This is a genomic window from Fibrella arboris (assembly GCF_041321095.1).
Taxonomy (GTDB): domain Bacteria; phylum Bacteroidota; class Bacteroidia; order Cytophagales; family Spirosomataceae; genus Fibrella; species Fibrella arboris.
The window spans coordinates 131,335-148,610 of the sequence record NZ_JBGGWE010000003.1; the positions used below are offsets into that span (position 1 = coordinate 131,335).

General features: G+C 52.9%; 16 protein-coding genes. 12 read left to right on the forward strand and 4 right to left on the reverse strand.

Translation table 11 applies throughout. From position 1 onward, the window contains the following. The first annotated feature begins 9 nt into the window (after positions 1 to 9). The 12 genes from ACAW75_RS05695 (at position 10) to ACAW75_RS05750 (ending at position 12,932) form a co-directional block, all read left to right on the forward strand. A complete protein-coding gene (locus ACAW75_RS05695; protein WP_370727721.1) occupies positions 10 to 663 on the forward strand; it encodes an acetyltransferase in 654 nt (217 codons plus the stop codon). Between the two features lie 29 nt (positions 664 to 692). Beyond that, a complete protein-coding gene (locus ACAW75_RS05700) occupies positions 693 to 1,910 on the forward strand; it encodes a glycosyltransferase family 4 protein (RefSeq protein ID WP_370727722.1) in 1,218 nt (405 codons plus the stop codon). 22 nt (positions 1,911 to 1,932) lie between these two features. Further along, the gene (locus ACAW75_RS05705) at positions 1,933 to 2,940 is read left to right on the forward strand and encodes a glycosyl transferase (RefSeq protein WP_370727723.1); all 1,008 of its coding nucleotides are present in this window, start codon (positions 1,933 to 1,935) and stop codon (positions 2,938 to 2,940) included. A gap of 54 nt (positions 2,941 to 2,994) precedes the next feature. Continuing rightward, positions 2,995 to 3,822, forward strand: a complete 828-nt coding sequence (locus tag ACAW75_RS05710) for a DUF5672 family protein (protein ID WP_370727724.1) — start codon at positions 2,995 to 2,997, stop codon at positions 3,820 to 3,822. Then, the gene (locus ACAW75_RS05715) at positions 3,806 to 4,837 is read left to right on the forward strand and encodes a glycosyltransferase family 2 protein (RefSeq protein ID WP_370727725.1); all 1,032 of its coding nucleotides are present in this window, start codon (positions 3,806 to 3,808) and stop codon (positions 4,835 to 4,837) included. The genes ACAW75_RS05710 and ACAW75_RS05715 overlap by 17 nt, the downstream gene beginning before the upstream one ends. After that, positions 4,837 to 5,838 carry a hypothetical protein gene (locus tag ACAW75_RS05720; protein ID WP_370727726.1) on the forward strand — a complete coding sequence of 334 codons (1,002 nt, stop codon included), beginning with the start codon at positions 4,837 to 4,839 and terminating at the stop codon, positions 5,836 to 5,838. The genes ACAW75_RS05715 and ACAW75_RS05720 overlap by 1 nt, the downstream gene beginning before the upstream one ends. Before the next feature lie 120 nt (positions 5,839 to 5,958). Next, positions 5,959 to 7,059, forward strand: coding sequence for a glycosyltransferase family 4 protein (locus ACAW75_RS05725; RefSeq protein ID WP_370727727.1), 1,101 nt, complete (start codon positions 5,959 to 5,961; stop codon positions 7,057 to 7,059). 38 nt (positions 7,060 to 7,097) lie between these two features. Next, positions 7,098 to 8,012: a glycosyltransferase family 2 protein gene (locus ACAW75_RS05730; protein ID WP_370727728.1), complete on the forward strand. Its 915-nt coding sequence runs from the start codon at positions 7,098 to 7,100 to the stop codon at positions 8,010 to 8,012. Continuing rightward, on the forward strand, positions 8,005 to 9,372 hold the full coding sequence (locus ACAW75_RS05735; protein WP_370727729.1) for an O-antigen ligase family protein: 1,368 nt from the start codon (positions 8,005 to 8,007) through the stop codon (positions 9,370 to 9,372). The genes ACAW75_RS05730 and ACAW75_RS05735 overlap by 8 nt, the downstream gene beginning before the upstream one ends. Positions 9,373 to 9,380: 8 nt before the next feature. Further along, positions 9,381 to 10,538 (forward strand): glycosyltransferase family 4 protein, encoded by a 1,158-nt coding sequence (locus ACAW75_RS05740; RefSeq protein WP_370727730.1) that lies wholly within the window; start codon positions 9,381 to 9,383, stop codon positions 10,536 to 10,538. A 24-nt stretch (positions 10,539 to 10,562) separates the two neighbouring features. After that, positions 10,563 to 11,738 carry a glycosyltransferase gene (locus tag ACAW75_RS05745; RefSeq protein WP_370727731.1) on the forward strand — a complete coding sequence of 392 codons (1,176 nt, stop codon included), beginning with the start codon at positions 10,563 to 10,565 and terminating at the stop codon, positions 11,736 to 11,738. Between the two features lie 60 nt (positions 11,739 to 11,798). Then, entirely contained in the window at positions 11,799 to 12,932 is a 1,134-nt protein-coding gene (locus ACAW75_RS05750) for an acyltransferase family protein (protein WP_370727732.1), read from the forward strand. Between the two features lie 41 nt (positions 12,933 to 12,973). Here ACAW75_RS05750 and ACAW75_RS05755 read toward each other — a convergent pair whose 3' ends face one another. The 4 genes from ACAW75_RS05755 to ACAW75_RS05770 form a co-directional block, all read right to left on the reverse strand. Continuing rightward, positions 12,974 to 13,450 carry a DUF2628 domain-containing protein gene (locus tag ACAW75_RS05755; protein WP_370727733.1) on the reverse strand — a complete coding sequence of 159 codons (477 nt, stop codon included), beginning with the start codon at positions 13,448 to 13,450 and terminating at the stop codon, positions 12,974 to 12,976. A gap of 30 nt (positions 13,451 to 13,480) precedes the next feature. Beyond that, positions 13,481 to 14,461: an N-acetyl-gamma-glutamyl-phosphate reductase gene (gene argC / locus ACAW75_RS05760; protein ID WP_370727734.1), complete on the reverse strand. Its 981-nt coding sequence runs from the start codon at positions 14,459 to 14,461 to the stop codon at positions 13,481 to 13,483. Next, positions 14,458 to 15,717, reverse strand: a complete 1,260-nt coding sequence (locus tag ACAW75_RS05765; RefSeq protein ID WP_370727735.1) for a glycosyltransferase family 4 protein — start codon at positions 15,715 to 15,717, stop codon at positions 14,458 to 14,460. Before ACAW75_RS05765 ends, argC begins: the two co-directional genes overlap by 4 nt. Before the next feature lie 117 nt (positions 15,718 to 15,834). Further along, the gene (locus ACAW75_RS05770; protein WP_370727736.1) at positions 15,835 to 17,064 is read right to left on the reverse strand and encodes an argininosuccinate synthase; all 1,230 of its coding nucleotides are present in this window, start codon (positions 17,062 to 17,064) and stop codon (positions 15,835 to 15,837) included. Positions 17,065 to 17,276: the final 212 nt, after the last annotated feature.

A 17,276-nucleotide genomic window follows, 5' to 3' on the forward strand; every position in this document is an offset into this window, starting at 1 on the left:
CTTTCACTCATGGCTAACATCATCATCTTCGGCGTACTCGACACGGCTGAGCTAGCGCATTTTTACCTCACCAACGACTCGGAGCACACCGTTGCTGCGTTTACTGTTGATCGGGAATATTTGACAGAGGCGTCGTTTAAAGGGCTGCCCGTGGTGGCGTTTGAAGACGTTGAGACACTGTTCCCCCCATCGGCCTACCAGTTCTTTGCCCCCATGACTGGCCGCAACATGAACCGGAATCGTGAAAAAGTATATATGGCCGCCAAGGCGAAAGGCTACGAATTCATTTCGTACATCAGCTCAAAGGCAACGACATTCGGGAATCAGATTGGCGAAAATTGCTTCATCCTGGAAGATAACACCATTCAGCCTTTCACAACGATTGGTAATAATGTAGTACTCTGGAGTGGCAATCACATCGGTCACCACGGCCGAATTGATGATCACGTCTTTTTCACCTCCCATGTGGTCATGTCGGGGCATTGCCACATTCAGTCGTATTGTTTCTTTGGTGTAAACAGCACCATCCGTGATTACCTGACGGTAGCTGAAGGCACCCTGCTGGGCATGGCCTCGGCCCTCTTCAAGAACTCGGACCCCTGGGGTGTTTACATCGGCAACCCGCCCAAAAAGCTACCGCAACCAAGCTACGATACGTATTAAGCCGGTGAACGTTCAATGACGCGATAGCAATGACAATACTCTTAATCGGGCATGACGCAAACCGGGCCGGGGCTCAGTTGGTGCTGCTTCAGCTGATGCAGCAACTGCGGGCCAGAACTATCACGCTCCACCTGCTACTTGGTGAGGGAGGCCCCCTGCTGGCCGATTATGAGCAGTTGGCAACCGTGACGCTCTGGCCCCAGCCTGCCCCTTACGTGGCTGGCCCAACGGCCGACAAAGTATTGGGGAAACTGGGCTTGTGGCAGCAACAGGCCAACCGGCAACAGCAACGGCAACGCGGGGCGCTCCATGCAGCGCTCCACCTCGATACGGTTGATCTGGTGCTGGTCAATACCGTTACCAGCAGCCGCTACTTTCGGCAGCTGCCCTTGCCCAGTAACGTACCTGTCCTGGCCTTTGTGCACGAGCTGGCTATGTCGGTTCACCTGTATGCCAACCCCGACGAGCTTCGGTATTTACTGGCGCGGGCAACCCGTATTCTGGCGGTGTCGAAGGCAACGGCCAGCTATTACCAAACGGCCTGGCAGGTTGCCCCTGAACGAATTACGCTATTCACACTCATTGACCTGCCGACCATTCAGCAGGCATTAGACGCCGCCCAAGCCCGAACCGGTTTGTTACCCGCACTGGATGATCTGCCCCCCAATGCCCTGGTAGTTGGCGGGTGTGGCAATGCAGAATGGCGTAAAGGCACCGATCTGTTTGTGGCGCTGGCTCGTATGTTCAACAGTCTGCCGCAGCAGACAAGCCAGCCTGTCTATTTCGTTTGGGTGGGTTTGCCCCCAGGTACGTTGCATGACGACCTGACACTCGACGTAGCCAAAGCCGGGCTCACCCATCAGGTACGTTTCGTGGCTCCCACTCCCGACGTGCTTCGCTACATGGCCCGCTTCGATCTGTTTGTGCTTTGCTCCCGCGAAGACCCATACCCACTGGTGATGCTGGAAGCCGGTTTGTCGGGCGTACCGGTTGTCTGTTTCGACGGAGCAGGGGGTGCTGCCGAACTGGTAGAGACTGACGGCGGTGCGGTGGTACCGTATCTGGATTTGCTGGCGATGGCCAATGCCATGCAGCGGCTGGTTGCCAATGAAGAATTGCGGCATGAATTTGGGCAGACGTTACGCCAGAAGATTCAGCAGCGTCATAGCCTTCAACAAAGCAGCAGCCAGTTGTTGTCAATTATTAACCAACTGACCGGCCAGCCAACCCCGGCTCCTCTCGTTTAGTCTTCACGATTACCGTTCACTAATGACACTGGCCTTTACTATTTGCTCGGTGAATTACCTCGCCCAGGCCCGCACCCTCGGCGATTCGTTGAAACAGACCAATCCCGACTGGCAATTTGTGATTGGCCTCGTCGATGATCTGGCAACGGCCAGTTTGCCTGCACACCTGTTGCCGGCCTACCCGATGATAGAAGTAGCTACCCTGGGCATTCCGGATTTCGATGGGATGTGCGCCCGCTACGATATCACCGAGCTGAACACCGCAGTGAAGCCGTTTTTTATCGACTATTTTTTCAACAGCCAGCCCGGACCCGGTACTGCCCGACCAGACGCTGTTGTCTATTTCGACCCCGACATTATTGTTTTTCAGCCGCTTACCCGACTGGATGAGGCCCTGGCAGCAAACAGCCTGGTGTTGACACCGCATACCATTGCGCCAACGCCAGACTGGGAAACGCCCAACGAACAGCATCATCTGAACACCGGTATTTTCAACCTCGGCTTCATTGGTTTGCGCAACGACGATACGGCCCGTGAGTTTGTTCACTGGTGGCAACAGCGGCTAACCTACGAGTGTCGAATTGACCTTTGTGCGGGCCTGTTCGTTGATCAGCATTGGGTAAATTTTGCGCCAATCTATTACCCTGATGTGCTGATCGAAAAGCACAAGGGATACAATGTGGCTTACTGGAACATCCACGAACGTATCCTCGCGCAGCAGAACGGCGTTTGGTGCGTAGAAGACCCTGCTGGCGGCGAAACAGTACCGCTTCAGTTTTTTCATTACAGTGGCTACGGCGTTCAGAAACCCAGCGAGCTATCAAAATACCAGACCCGGTATACCTTTGAGCAACGACCCGATCTGGTCCCTGTTTTTCAGCTTTACCATAGCCGACTGATACAAAACGGAAATGATGCCTATCGGGCCTACCCTTGTAGCTACATCAAAGCTACGCCCGTACTGTATTATCAACGCATTCGGCGATTAGTGAACATACCTGTGCGTAAGCTAACAGAATGGATTGGTTGAGCACCGCTAGTCCGTACCTTTACGGGACAAACCAACCGTACGCGTACTACTAAAATGACCGTCTCCGCAGTAAGCGTTTGCATCGTTATTCCGGTTTATAAAGCGACGTTAACCCAGTATGAATCGATAGCCCTGACACAGTGCATGCGGATTTTGGGGCATTATCCCGTCATTTTTGCCAAACCACATTCGCTTGATTTGTCCCCGGTTCTGCAAACGTTGCCAGCGTCGGTACAGGTACGTTCATTCAACGATGCGTATTTTCAGTCGGTACAGAGCTATAACCGGCTTATGTTGTCGGCCACCTTTTACCAGGCCTTTGCTGATTTTGAGTATATGCTTATTCATCAGCTGGATGCCTTTGTCTTTAGCGACGAACTAGCCAGCTGGTGCACCCGTGGCTATGATTACATTGGTGCGCCCTGGCTACGCGACTGCGATTTTGACGGGCAGTGGTCGGAATACTGGTTTAATACCAAAAAGCAAATAGCGCTCTGGCTGGATCTTCGCAAAGACGATGGCATTACGCCGCGCGAGATCACCACCCTCAACGGCGTGGGCAACGGGGGGCTATCCCTTCGACACATCGCTCACTCGCTGAACGCCCTGCGAAAACTACAGGCACGGCTGGATAAATATGAGTCCGTCAGTGCACATCAGTTCAACGAAGACGTGTTCTGGGGCGTTGAAGTAAACCGGTACTGGCGGCATCTGCACGTACCTGATTTCCGAACGGCGATGCAGTTTGCCGTTGAGTTTTACCCTGAGCGGGCGGTATCTGTCTATAATCGGGGCAAGTTACCATTTGGGTGTCATGCCTGGGACATTCATGGCACTGACTATTGGCGGCCTATCTTTGCACAGTATGGATACACCATCTGACCAGCGACCCAGCCTCTCCATAGCTCTCTGTACGTACAACGGAGCCACGTACCTGCGCGAGCAGTGGGCTAGCTTACTGGCACAGGAATGGCTTCCAGCCGAAGTTGTCATCAGCGATGACGGCTCAACAGACGGAACGCTGACGCTCATCAATGAGCTAGCGTTTTCAGCTCCATTTCGCGTAACCATTCTCGCCAACAAGGCCCCATTGGGCTTCAATGGTAACTTTGAACAAGCTATTGCCGCCTGTACCAGTGAGCTTATCTTCCTTTGCGATCAGGACGATGCCTGGCTGCCCCACAAAACCAGAACGCTCGCCAGTCACCTGTTGGCGCACCCCAACTGCGACGTTGTTTTCGGGAACGCCACTGTAGCCGATACAAGCCTGACCCCCTCTCAGCAACAGTTCTGGGATGTGGTCCGCTTCGGAGCGGCTGACCAGCAGCAATGGCAACAGGGCGGGGCCATGCACGTGTTGCTGAATGGTAACCGGGTTATGGGGTGCGCCATGGCGTTCCGGCAATCGTTTCGGGAGCGTGCCCTCCCCATCCCCCCTACCGTGCCCGGTGGGTACGTATATGACGGCTGGCTGGCCCTGGTAGCTGCAGCTACCGATCAGATTGATTTTGTGGCCGAATCGCTCCAATACTACCGTACCCATCCCACCCAACAAATAGGTGTTCGCCCACCCGAGGCCGGGCCGCCAGTCCGGCTTCGCGACCGGTTCAACCGCGATCGCTCGCTGAAACTAGCCCCATTCCGGGAGCAGCAGACCTGCTGGCAAACCCTATTACTTCTGCTTAGCGAACGAGTAGGTGCCCACGCCTCCGGACTACAGGCCCTGAAGAACAGACTGGCCCATATAACCATGCGCGCCAATTTGCCCACTAACCGATTGGCCCGGCTCTGGCCAGTGAGCCAGGGTTTACTGACTGGTCGTTATCACTCTTATGTCGATGCCGATGCCAATCGGCTTGCACCCTTTATTGCCGCCGCTGGCGACCTTCTCGAATAATGCTGCTTACCGTCTGTACGATCGCCCAACTGCCTCAGGCCTTAACGCTTGGCGCCAGTTTTCTTCAACACAATCCATCAAGGCGGTTTCTTATTGGCCTCGCCGATGACCCCACTCGCCTACCCGCCGACTGGTCGTCGCCCTACCCGATACTGACGTTCGCCAACACAAACCTGTCGGCAAACGAAGTGTTGATCCTGTCGCAGCGGTACACACCAACCGAGTTTCGGGCGGCGTGCAAACCCGCTTTTGTTCAGGCTGCGTATCAGCAGGCAGGGACCGAAGGCCTGCTTTATGCTGATCCATCGGCCTTCGTTTATCATTCACTCGACGCCTTATTTGCGCAGTTAGCCCACCACAGCGTCCTGCTGAATCCACACTGGCTAAAAACGCCCGCCGATGAGCAGCAACCCGATGAGAAGCACCTGCAAAACGTGGGCCTGTACAGTAGCGGGCTACTTGGTTTTGGGCCCCACGCCGATACCGAAACGATGTTACGATGGTGGCAAAGCCGCACAGCCGATCGCGCCCATATCAACTTCTGTGCTGGCGAATGCCTGGACCAGCTCTGGCTCATGCACGTACCTACCCTGTTCAATGCTGCAGGTATCGTAAAAGATCCCGGCGTGCAGGTGGCCCTGTGGAACCTGTCAGAGCGTCCGCTGGCCAATGCCCCCAGTGGCTGGCAGGTGATCACGAATGGCTCGTCGGCACCTTTACTAACCGCTGATTTTTTGGGGTTACTTCACCCGCACGAAGGGCTTTTCCAACGGCAAACGCGACTCCAGATCAACAAGCGGCCTGATGTAGGTACGTTGCTTAGTGCCTACCAGACTGCGCTCAACGCCAATCAGCAGGCGGCCTTGCTGGCTACTCCGCCTGCCTACGGACAACAGCCAGAACCAGTGCTGCTGCGTGGCTGGCAGTATTCAGCCGTTCAACGGCTTCGTCGGCTGAGTTACTGGATCAATAACGTACCTGTGCGGCCCATACACCGCTAATCAGCTTGCGGAGCGAACCGTCTGTGGCTGGTCAGTAGATAGATATTCTAGGAAAAACCGAGTGTTTTTGGCTAATTTGCGCCCGATTTCACAGAAAAATCCAACAGGCGTTAGTAAGCGATGAAAGTACTGTATGATCATCAGGCCTTCACGGGCATGACCTACGGGGGCGTTACCCGGTACTTTTATGAGCTTATGCAGGCCTATGCCGACCGCGACGATATCGATTTTGAGCTGTCGCTTCAGTTTTCCAATAACGAATATCTCGACAAGGCATCATTCAGTACGCACCGCCGCTACGGGTTAGCCCACTGGCGCAACGTAAGCCGTCTGGCGTCGGCGGTGAACCGACTGTATAGCAATCAGCGGGTACGGATGGGCGATTATCAGGTTTTCCATCCAACCTACTACCACAATTATTTCCTGCGTAATCTGGGGAATAGGCCTTTGGTCGTTACCTTCCACGACGCCACCAGTGAGCGCTATGGGAAGCAGTATCCTGAAGTTGGCGAGCATTTGTCGGCAGCCAAAAAGATTCAGCTCGCCCGCGCCGATAAAATCATTGCCGTGTCTGAATTTTCGAAGCAGGAAATTCTCCGGTTTTTTCCGGTCGACGAAAAAAAGATTGACGTCATTCACCTCGGCACGGCATTCAGCAGGCAACGATCGCATGTACCGGCCGTTCCGGGCGCCCATCCCTATCTGCTCTATGTAGGCAAACGAGGGCTATATAAAAATTTCGAGGGGTTCTTCCGGGCCATCCAGCCAGTATTTCGTCAACACGCCAACCTGCACCTCATCTGCGCTGGAGGAGGCTCGTTTACTCATGACGAGAAAGTATGCTTTCAGGCTTCTGGCTTTGGGCAACGGATTCACTACCGGTCCATCACCGATCTGTCGCTGTACGAACTGTACCATCAGGCCGAAGCTTTCGTGTTTCCATCGCTCAACGAAGGTTTCGGTATTCCGGTGCTCGAAGCGTTCAGCGCTGGTTGCCCGGCGATTCTCAGTAACCGGAGTTCATTGCCCGAAGTAGGAGCCGATGCGGCCGTTTATTTCGATCCTGAACAGGACGAGTCTATTGCCTGCGCCGTGGAAAAAGTCTTGACAGACAGTTCGCTTCAGCAGTCTATGCGGCAGAAGGGAACGCAACGGCTCGCCCACTTCTCCTGGGAAAAGACAGCGACGAAAACAGAAAACCTGTACAGGCAACTGAGCTGATTCACAACCGTTATTGACCGATTCAACCTACCGACCCTGTGCCTCTTTCATCGTTCAACGAAAAACACCGTCAACCGCTCCATGAGTTTGTGACAGCCCCTCCGCAGCCTGCTGCTTCGGCACGGCTATTGGGTAAACTTCCTAAACTGACGGTCGTCACGCCTTCGTTCAACCAGGCCGAATTTCTCGAACGAACCATACAAAGCGTACTTAATCAGCAGTATCCCAATCTGGAGTTCTTCGTCATGGATGGCGGCTCGACCGACGGTACGCAGGCTATCCTGGAAAAATATTCGGATCACCTGACCGGTTGGGTCATGGAGAAAGATAATGGGCAGACGGATGCCATCAACAAAGGTTTCCGCCGGGCTACAGGTGACTATGTTGCCTATCAGAATTCCGACGACGTGTTTGCACCCGATGCCCTCTGGCGGGTAGCCGAAGCCTGGCAAAAATCGCCGGATACCGATATTTTCTTCGGTGATATGTACATCATCGATGAGCAGGACGTTATTCTGGAGGAACTACGCGTCCCCTCGTTCAGTGCCGGTTGCCAGGTACACGAAGGCATGCAGGTATTTAATCAATCACTGTTTATTCGCCGGTCGTTGTTGGCCGAATCAGGCTGGCTCGATGAATCATTACGCTTTGTGATGGACTACGAGATCGTTACCCGACTGGGCGTTCGGCCGGGCATTCAGTTCAGGCACGTACCTGGCTTTTGGGGCGGTTTTCGCATTCAGCCCGATGCTAAATCGTCGCAGATAGCGGCTACCGTGGGCCTTGTCGAGCACAAGCAGGTAAGCGAACGGTATCGGCCGCAACTGGCAAGCCGGTTGAGTGGCAAACTCTGGCGACGCTACAGTAAGCTCCGTAAATTACTTTGGTTTTTGGTCCGTGGCCAATTTAGCTATATGTATCACCGATTAACGCTACGTCAATCTAATGCGTAATTTTTTGCACAAGTGGGCTTTGATTCGGATGTGTCTGGGCCTTTTCATCGTACTGGATGGTTATCCGCTGGGCTTTTTCTTTAAAGAAACTGTCGGCATTCCTATTGACTCAGCCATTTTCACAGCCGGCTTCATGTTACTGGGCATGGTGCTTATGGTTCCCACCACCATACTCAGAAAACTATATGCGCCTAATATTCCTGTTTTCAATGCGCTGTTGGCTTTCGTCTTCATGTGTATCCTTTACGCCTTTCTATTCAATGAAATTGCTGTAGGTGAGCGAAGCAAAGACATGGTCTATTATGCGTTCGTCATCATTTTCATGCTTATGCTGGTCAATGTTCCCAATGAAATCACGAAACAACTTATTATCGTAGGTGTAATTTTCACGCTGGTGTCGAATCTGGCTCTCGTATATGCCCTGATGATAGATCCCGACTGGACAATTGGGCAGCGGGCCGCCATTCAGTTTGGGGAGCCGGGTGAAAAGATGGGGAATCCCCACGTATTTTCCCGGAACGCGCAGATTGGTCTTTTATGCTGCCTGATGTGGGGAAACCGGCTAAACCAATCCTTTTTTATCAAAGCGCTGGCCATTGCCCTAGTGCTTTTCAATGTGGTCATTTTGATGCTAACCTTCAGTAAATCAGCTATTTTATCCACATTGATTGCGGCTGTTATTTTCATTGTGGTAAACCTGAAACATACGTCGCCCAAGCAGATATTGAAAATACTGATCAGTCCCTTATCGCTCATTGTCCTATCGCTGCCGTTTCTGGCGCTGATTGGGTTAATCATTGTTAAGCCAGAGATCTGGGATATCATTACCCTTTACGGCGACATGATTTTTGGCCGATTCAGCGAAAACATCTTGGCTCTTCTCGGGGCTGAAAACCAGAAAGGCGATCTGGCCGAGCTAGACGGCTCGTCGGTGAACCGGGTACTGAGCTGGACCTATACGACCTATGCCGTTATGGGCGACCCACTAGGGCTGATTATGGGCTACGGCTATAAATATTTCTTCATGGATATCCCAATGCTCGAGACATTGATCAACCAGGGGATCTTTGGCTTCCTCCTGTATGCGTTCATTTTTTACCAGATGGGCAAATCGTCGTTCATCATCGCCAACAGTAGTGGCCGCACAGAAATAGAAATATGGTGTGCCTATCTCTATTTCTTTTTCATTGTCAGTTACTTCACCAGCGGACGACCGTATGAAATGGCTACGCTTCACCCGCTGTGCCTTTTTGCTCGTTTTCTGGGCGTAACGTACCCACCCCAGTTAACCAGAGGTTATGTGGATGAGCCGTTGCCGACTACCGACAATGCCATACCCGCCACATTACAACCTGCATAAACCAGCCTATGCGGTTGCTGATCATACATAATACGCTTTGGGCCCATTATAAGTCGCTGGTTTTCAGAAAGCTTTACGAGCAGATGAGCGCGGTAGATTCGCTGCTCGTTATTCAGATGGCACTCACCGAAGGCCATCGCAACGGGTTGGGTGTGCCATCGGCTTCGGCAGTTGGCTATCCCTTTGTCTTGTTACACAACGGCCCACTCGAAGAAGTCTCCTTACCTGCCCGTATCCGGGGCTTGCTCAAACACAGTATTGCCTTTAAACCTGACGCCGTACTGCTCACTGGCTATTATGATCCGGCGCAACTGCTGCTGGCTATGCTGCTGAAGATCAGGGGGTGCCGGGTCATTCTGCAAAACGAATCAACGGCTGCTGACAACCAGCGAACGGGCTGGCGTGAACACTTGAAACGGGCTTTCGTGCGCACCTGCGATGGTTTCTTTTGTTTCGGCACCCGGGCGGCCGACTACATGATTCAACTGGGTGCCAGTCCATCCCGTATCCTGATAAAAAACAATGCGGTGGTTGACAACGCCTTGCTGCGGCAGGTGTACGAATCAGCCCTTCCAGCCCGATTGGCGGATCAGGCAGCTCATCAGTTGGCGCCTAAAAACCTAATCTATGTCGGTCGGCTCATCGGTATCAAGAATCTGGCGGTCCTAGTCGACGCCTTTGCCGAAGCCTGTCGACGCACATCAGTGACCGATTGGGGGTTAATTTTACTGGGCGAAGGCAATCAGAAAAGCAGTTTGCAGGCGCAGGTGACCTTGTTGAGTATGGCCGACAAAATACGCTTTCTACCTGGCTGCAACTGGCAGGACGTACCCCGCTTTTTAGCCTTGGCCGACGTACTGGTGCTACCCAGCCAATCTGAACCCTGGGGCCTCGTGGTAAACGAAGCCATGGCCTGCGGCATGCCTGTGCTGGTATCTGACCACTGTGGCTGCGTGGATGATCTGATACAGGACGGGCAAAACGGATACCGATTCGACCCATCACAAACCAGCCAGCTTACCGACCGGATTGGCCAACTGATCAGTGCTCCCGATGCCAGGCTCCAGGAAATGGGGCATGAATCGGCACGAATTATCGAGGCCTTTAATCCAGACACTGTTGGCAAGATGATGTACGATGCACTTGCCACCCTTTTACGCCATTAACCAGTAATTATTGATCCCACTGCCATGCGAATTCTGAATATCTGTGCATATACCTGGGCCATTGGCGGCCCCGCCCGCATCATTTACGACCATGCGGGAGTGGCCGTTCAACGCGGCCATCAGGTCGATATTCTGAGTCCTATGTCGCCCGGCGATGACCTCTATCCGGCGCCGGCGGGGGTGCGCGTGATTCCGGTATTGCGTACACCGCCAATCAGTCGTGTGTTCAGAGAGTATTCGGCCCCGCTTTATCAATTTCTGAAAGCGCATATTCACGAGTATGACATTGTTCATTGCCACGGCATTTGGCACTTCGGCAGTCTGGCTCCGTTCCTGCTCGACAAATCGGTGACAAAAGTAGTGACCATTCACGGGCTGCTCGACAAGTGGGCCATTCGGCATAGCTACTGGAAAAAGAAGCTGCTGACCATAGTTCTTCAGAAACGCATCTTAAACCAGGCCAATCTGATTCAGATAAACAATACCGACGAGCAGGGCGATCTATTGCGTTACCTGGGCCATCAGCACCCCAACGTGGTGATCATCCCGAATGGCATTCCGATGGCCGATTTTGAGGTATTGCCCCTGCCAGGTACGTTTCGAAAACAGCACGGTATTCCAGCAAAACAGCCATTGATTCTGTTTATGAGCCGGTTGAACATCAAGAAAGGCCTGGATCTGTTGCTGCCTGCTTTCAGGCAGTATGCCGAACGACACCCCGATGCGTTGCTGGTGCTGGCTGGACCAGATGATGGCTATCAGGCTGCCACAGAGGCGTTTGTCCGGGACAATAACCTGACCGGCCGGGTCAAGCTGGTGGGTATGCTCATCGACGATGCTAAAAAAGCCGCCCTCGCCGACGCCGACGTGTTTGTGCTTCCTTCGTATTCAGAAGGATTCTCAATGGCCGTCCTGGAAGCCATGGCGTCTGGTACGCCAACGATCGTGTCAGACCGGGTTGGGTTTGGGGAGGTGATCCGCGAAACAGGCGCAGCCTGCCTCACCGACCTGTCTGCAGAGGGGGTGTTGGCCTGCCTCGAGAAAGTACTGCATAACGATGACTACCGCGAACAAATCCGCACGACCGGGCAGGCGCTGGTTCGGGAGCGATACGATATTCAGGTAGTGGCCGATCAATTACTGGCTGCCTATCAAGCAACTATGAAACAGCGTCGGGTTACATCAACAGTCGTAGTTTAGGTACCTCCTTCATCAGCCGAGCACGGCCCAAACCCAGCCGGGTCAATCAGCCAACACCATATGCCTACCCCTTCCAGTCAATCTGCTTCAACGCCCGAACCAATTATTGCAGCTGACATGCCTGCCCGGCAACAGTTGCAAACAATTCAGGCCGTTCGGGGGGTGGCAGCATTGGTGGTGGTCGCCTTTCATCTGACGCAGTTTGTTGACGGTAGATATGGTGAAGCGCTCTGGTTCGGCCTGTTTGAGCGGGGATTCGCCGGTGTCGATCTGTTTTTTGTCATCAGCGGCTTTGTCATCGTCTACACCAGCCAGGCTTACATTGGCAAACCAGCTACCTTACGAACGTACCTGACCAAGCGGGCTATCCGCGTTTACCCGATCTATTGGCTGACCATCCTTATCATGACTACCCTGATGGCAGTCAGCCTCTGGCTCCGGCCAGATGGGATGGGCAAGGTGATTACCGAACGATGGCCGGGTATTGATACGATTCTGCTAACGCCCCACCACCACGCCTTGAATATCGTCAGTTGGAGCCTGAGCCACGAACTCTTTTTTTACCTCCTGTTTGCCTGCCTGATTGTATCCAGAAAGCTGTGGGTCATTCCTGCTTTCTTTCTCGCTGGTACACTCTACATGGCTCTAACGAAGCAGGAATACGTTGATGGTCAGTGTACCATCTGGGAGTATTTCTGGTTTAACCCACTGAACGCTGAGTTCGCCCTGGGAGCGCTGGCAGGCTACGGGTTCACTCACTATAAAGCAAACAAATGGGAAGGTATCAGCGCAGCCCTGCTTGGCACACTCTGGCTCTATAGCTTTGGCGATACGCCCAATGAATTTTTTGGTGAACGCCTGCTGCATTATGGCGTCGCCAGCCTGCTCATGCTGATTGCGGTATTAACCTACGAATATCTACGCCGGCCAACCGTACCGCAGTGGATTATCAGCACCGGCGATGCATCGTATCTGATTTACCTCATTCACACACCGCTGCTGTTACTCTTCACCAGACTACTCACCCGGTTTTTTCCTGCCTATTCGCCAATAGCCATTCCGCTGGCCTGCCTGGCTTTGGTTAGTGTGGTAGCGTACCTGAGCATTGTGACGCACCGTGTTATAGAAAAACCGCTGATGCGCTATTTGTCGGCGCGGCTGCTACCAACGAAAAAACTAAAAGCGGTCAGCTAAGCAGTTAGCGCTCATTCCTGATCAGCCACTCACCCACTGGCCTACATAGTGATGTAGAAGATAAGCGTTGTCAGGCCGATAAACGCCAGCAGCAGCACCAGTGGCCCAACCCAGGACACGCCTCCCTGCCGCCGCAGCACCGCAAGTACGTCCCGCTCAGATGCGGCATCCTGTAGGATTGGGCGTTGTGTAAGCCTGGCGACCTGCCTGCGGGAGAACGTACTGTAGAGCCGGTTACCTGAAAAGCCGATAAGGCTGGCTATCAGCAGATTGGAAACAAGCATGTACGCATATGTTTCGCTCAGCACGGGAATAAGCCAGTCTTCCAGCGCACTCTCGGCCATGATGAGAGCGAACGTAATAGCTGCATTGGCGTACATCTTTCGGTAGGCCATCCAGAACATGCCGAAGAAGAAAGCCCCTTCGTTGAACCGGACTTTTCCCTGCTCCAGATCATCCACCACCTGGCAGTAGTAGTCAGCGCGGGGACCAAAGAAATAGGGCAGGTAATCGGTCATGGCAGGCAGTCTTACTAGCGAGTCGCGGGCCTAGAACGCCACTGGTTTTAAACGGAGACCCGCCTCTTCAGGTAGCCCAAAAACAAGGTTCATGTTCTGCACAGCCTGGCCCGAAGCCCCCTTCGTCAGGTTATCGATCACGCTCGTTATCAGCAATTGACCATCATGAAGGTCCAGGCTCAGCAACGCTTTATTGGTGTTCACCACCTGCTTCAGATCAACAGGAGTGTCACTCACGTGCGTAAATGGGTGCGTCGCGTAATAGGTACGGTAGAGGTCAACGGCTTCAGGCAACGTACCTGAAAACGGCGTATACACATTGGCCATGATGCCCCGGGTGAAGTCGCCCCGGTAAGGCACAAAATTAATTGCTTCGCCAAAACCCGATTGCAGGTACGTCAGGCTCTGCCTGATTTCGGCCAAATGCTGATGCGTAAACGCCTTGTAGACAGACAGGTTATTGTTCCGCCAGGTGAAGCCCGTTGTCGGCACGAGTGCCTGCCCGGCACCTGTACTCCCGGTGACAGCGCTAACGTGTACGGCGTCTAGCAGGCGACCCTCCCTAGCCAGTGGCAGAAGAGTCAGTTGAATAGCCGTTGCGAAGCAGCCAGGGTTGGCGATCCGGTCGGCCTGCTGGATACGTTCGCGTTGAAGTTCAGGCAACCCGTATACGAAGTCATCGGTTTCATCGCGAAAATCGGTGCTCAGATCAATGATCGTTACGTGCTCAGGTACGTCATTATCGGCCAGAAACTTCGCCGACTGCCCGTGGCCCGAGCAGAGAAACAAAACATCAAGATCATCCTGTTGCACCAACGGCTGCGTGTCAGCGCCGCTAAAAGTCAGGTCGGTATCGCCCAGCAAATCGGTATGGGTAGCCCAAACAGGTTTTCCCGCCTGACTTTGGCTATGCACGAAAGCAATAGAGACAAAAGGATGATGAATAAGAATACGAAGCAGTTCGCCACCTGTGTAGCCTGCTCCTCCAAGTATACCTGCCTGAATAGTCATGCGTTTGATAAGTTACGATACACGTCGATGTGCTGTCGTGTAAATTTTTCCCACGAAAAGAGTTTGGCCCGCCGAAGTGCATTTACCCGTAGCTGGTGTTGCAGATCGTCGGAATTAATCACCGTGATAATTGCCTGACAGAGCGCATCGGCATCAGTAGGCGACACCGTAATGGCGGCATCGCCTACCACTTCAGGCAACGACGATACGTTTGACGTGATCACGGGTAAACCACACTGCATCGCCTCGAGCGGGGGCAACCCAAATCCTTCGTAGAGCGAAGGAAACAGAAAAGCGGTAGCACCGCTGTACAAAGCGGCCAAGTCTTCGTCGGGAACGTACCCGGTGAAGATAAGTCGCGCCAATAGTTGTTCACTTGCCCGAATCTCGGTAAGCCATTCATCCATTTTCCAGCCCTTTGTCCCAACCAGCACCAGTTTCAACTCAGTGGGTATGGCATTCTGGGCAACCAGTTGGGCAAAGCACTGAACCAGATGCCGGATGTTTTTACGAGGTTCAAGTGTGGCAATACTCAACAGATAAGGTTCGTCATTCAGGCCATACCGGAGTTGCGTAGCGTGCAGCCGATCGGCATCTGTAACGGGGTAGAATAACCGACGGGAAGCAGCCAGATAAATTGGTGTTACACGTTCAGGGTCGAAGCCAGTGTACTCGCAAAAATCAATCTTGGTAGCCTCCGAAACGGTAAGTATATGCGCATCACTCGACAAAGTCCGAATAGCCTGTTGAACAGCCTGTTCGCCAGACAAAAACCATTCAGGATGATGAATGGGGATCAAATCATTGACTGTCAACACCTTTTGAATTCGTCGGTCACTTCCTATGTAGTTTGGAATAGCGAAGAATGGCGAATGATAGACTGTTTTCGCCGGGTATCGATCAAGCGAAATACGGGATGAGTCGAGGCCAACCGTCCGGCGACCTTTATAGAAAACATGACGAAGGACTCTTGACGTAAAGCTCCGGGTATCCATACCACGCAGCATATTCTTTTCCCACTCAGCCAGCTTCAACTCGCCGGCCCGGTTGGCAAAAGACAGGTTATAGTCGGGCAACACATCTTCAACCCAACGCAATGTTTCGCTAAGATGCGTAGGAGCAGCCAGCGACAACGTTACGTCTGGTGAGTCGGCCAACCCGCGTACCAGATGTTCGGCCACCCGATTGACGCCCGTGCGAGCTTGCGGATGAAAGTGACCGATACCTAACAGGCTGGCATCAAATACGATGTCCAATGTAGTGGATGGATAGTGTATGGAGATAAAAGATACCGGATGTCGACTACCAGTGTCTAGGCTGCCCTATAGGTAGTATCTGAAATCCAGTACCTAATATCCTGATTCTTTCTTCGCTTAATTTCCCGCTTTTACTTTTTCGTAGATCATGACTTGATTCGACGCCACTTTTGAGAAACCCCGCACATCGTCACCAGTCCAGGCATTGTTCATCTCACCATAAGAGCCAAACGTCGATGACATCAGATCGTAGCTCGATTCGATACCCAGTACTGTAAACCGATACGGAGCCAGTTGTACATAGACCTGTCCGGTCACATGGCCCTGCGTATCGGCCAGAAACGTTTCAATGTTCCGCATAACGGGATCCATAAACTGGCCTTCGTGCAGCATAGTACCGTAAAAATTCCCCAACTGCTCTTTCCAGGTCAGCTGGTGCTTCGTGAGCACATGTTTCTCCAGCGTGTGGTGTGCTTTAATCATGATCAACGGAGCAGGGGCTTCAAACCCAACCCGGCCTTTGATGCCGATGATGGTATCGCCGACGTGAATATCACGCCCAACACCGTATGGACCCGCTAACTCCGTAAGGCGTTGGATAGCCCCCACCGGATTGGTGAACGTTTCTGCACCGTACGCGTCACTTTTGATCCCCTTCAGTTCGCCATGGACAAAGGTGAGCGTAAGCATTTCGTCACCCGATTTGGTTACCGGTGTTGGCCAGGCCGACTCGGGCAAATAGCCATTCGATGTGAGTGTTTCTTTTCCGCCTACCGACGTGCCCCATAATCCCTTATTAATGGAATAAGCGGCCTTATGCCACTCCTGATTGACGCCTTTGCTTTTCAGGTACTCGATTTCAGCGTCGCGCGACAGCCGCAGATCACGGATGGGTGTAATGATTTCAGCTTCGGGAATGATGATCCGGAAAGCCATATCGAAACGTACCTGGTCATTCCCCGCCCCGGTTGACCCGTGGGCAATGGCTGAAGCACCAATCTCACGGGCATACTCAGCGGCTGCAATGGCCTGAAAAATACGCTCGGCCGATACGCAAAGTGGATACGTGTTATTTTTCAGTACGTTACCAAAGACCAGGAACTTCAGACATTCCTGATAATAATCATCCGTTTTCGACACGACGGCGTGTGATACTACGCCTAGTGAATAGGCCCGCGCTTCAATGGCAGCGAGTTCATCCGACGAGAAACCACCCGTATCGACCAGCACCGAATAGACATCCATGCCCCGACCGCCCGCGGCCCGGTCTTCTGTCAGGTATTTTACGCAGAAAGAGGTATCCAGACCTCCACTAAATGCTAATACAACTTTTTGTTTGTCAGCCATTTATCAACAAAATTAACACTCAGCACATGCCCTTTACCGCTTTGTGATACTTAGCTGGTTGTGGCTGTTGCTTCAAAGGGTGTACAACGGACGTACCCGTGCCGCCGATCATGCTGCAAATATCGACGCTACAAGGCATACGGCCCAACTATAAGCAAAAAAGCCGGGCTTTTCTGCCACGGCTTATTACTCAGATCTCGATATGGGTACGT

Excerpts from the sequence above, each read along its gene's own strand:
- ACAW75_RS05695 (WP_370727721.1), top strand. The coding sequence starts at position 10 with ATGGCTAACATCATCATCTTCGGCGTACTCGACACGGCTGAGCTAGCG.
- ACAW75_RS05700 (WP_370727722.1), top strand. The coding sequence starts at position 693 with ATGACAATACTCTTAATCGGGCATGACGCAAACCGGGCCGGGGCTCAG.
- ACAW75_RS05705 (WP_370727723.1), top strand. The coding sequence starts at position 1,933 with ATGACACTGGCCTTTACTATTTGCTCGGTGAATTACCTCGCCCAGGCC.
- ACAW75_RS05710 (WP_370727724.1), top strand. The coding sequence starts at position 2,995 with ATGACCGTCTCCGCAGTAAGCGTTTGCATCGTTATTCCGGTTTATAAA.
- ACAW75_RS05715 (WP_370727725.1), top strand. The coding sequence starts at position 3,806 with ATGGATACACCATCTGACCAGCGACCCAGCCTCTCCATAGCTCTCTGT.
- ACAW75_RS05720 (WP_370727726.1), top strand. The coding sequence starts at position 4,837 with ATGCTGCTTACCGTCTGTACGATCGCCCAACTGCCTCAGGCCTTAACG.
- ACAW75_RS05725 (WP_370727727.1), top strand. The coding sequence starts at position 5,959 with ATGAAAGTACTGTATGATCATCAGGCCTTCACGGGCATGACCTACGGG.
- ACAW75_RS05735 (WP_370727729.1), top strand. The coding sequence starts at position 8,005 with ATGCGTAATTTTTTGCACAAGTGGGCTTTGATTCGGATGTGTCTGGGC.
- ACAW75_RS05740 (WP_370727730.1), top strand. The coding sequence starts at position 9,381 with ATGCGGTTGCTGATCATACATAATACGCTTTGGGCCCATTATAAGTCG.
- ACAW75_RS05745 (WP_370727731.1), top strand. The coding sequence starts at position 10,563 with ATGCGAATTCTGAATATCTGTGCATATACCTGGGCCATTGGCGGCCCC.
- ACAW75_RS05750 (WP_370727732.1), top strand. The coding sequence starts at position 11,799 with ATGCCTACCCCTTCCAGTCAATCTGCTTCAACGCCCGAACCAATTATT.
- ACAW75_RS05755 (WP_370727733.1), bottom strand. The coding sequence starts at position 13,450 with ATGACCGATTACCTGCCCTATTTCTTTGGTCCCCGCGCTGACTACTAC.
- argC (WP_370727734.1), bottom strand. The coding sequence starts at position 14,461 with ATGACTATTCAGGCAGGTATACTTGGAGGAGCAGGCTACACAGGTGGC.
- ACAW75_RS05770 (WP_370727736.1), bottom strand. The coding sequence starts at position 17,064 with ATGGCTGACAAACAAAAAGTTGTATTAGCATTTAGTGGAGGTCTGGAT.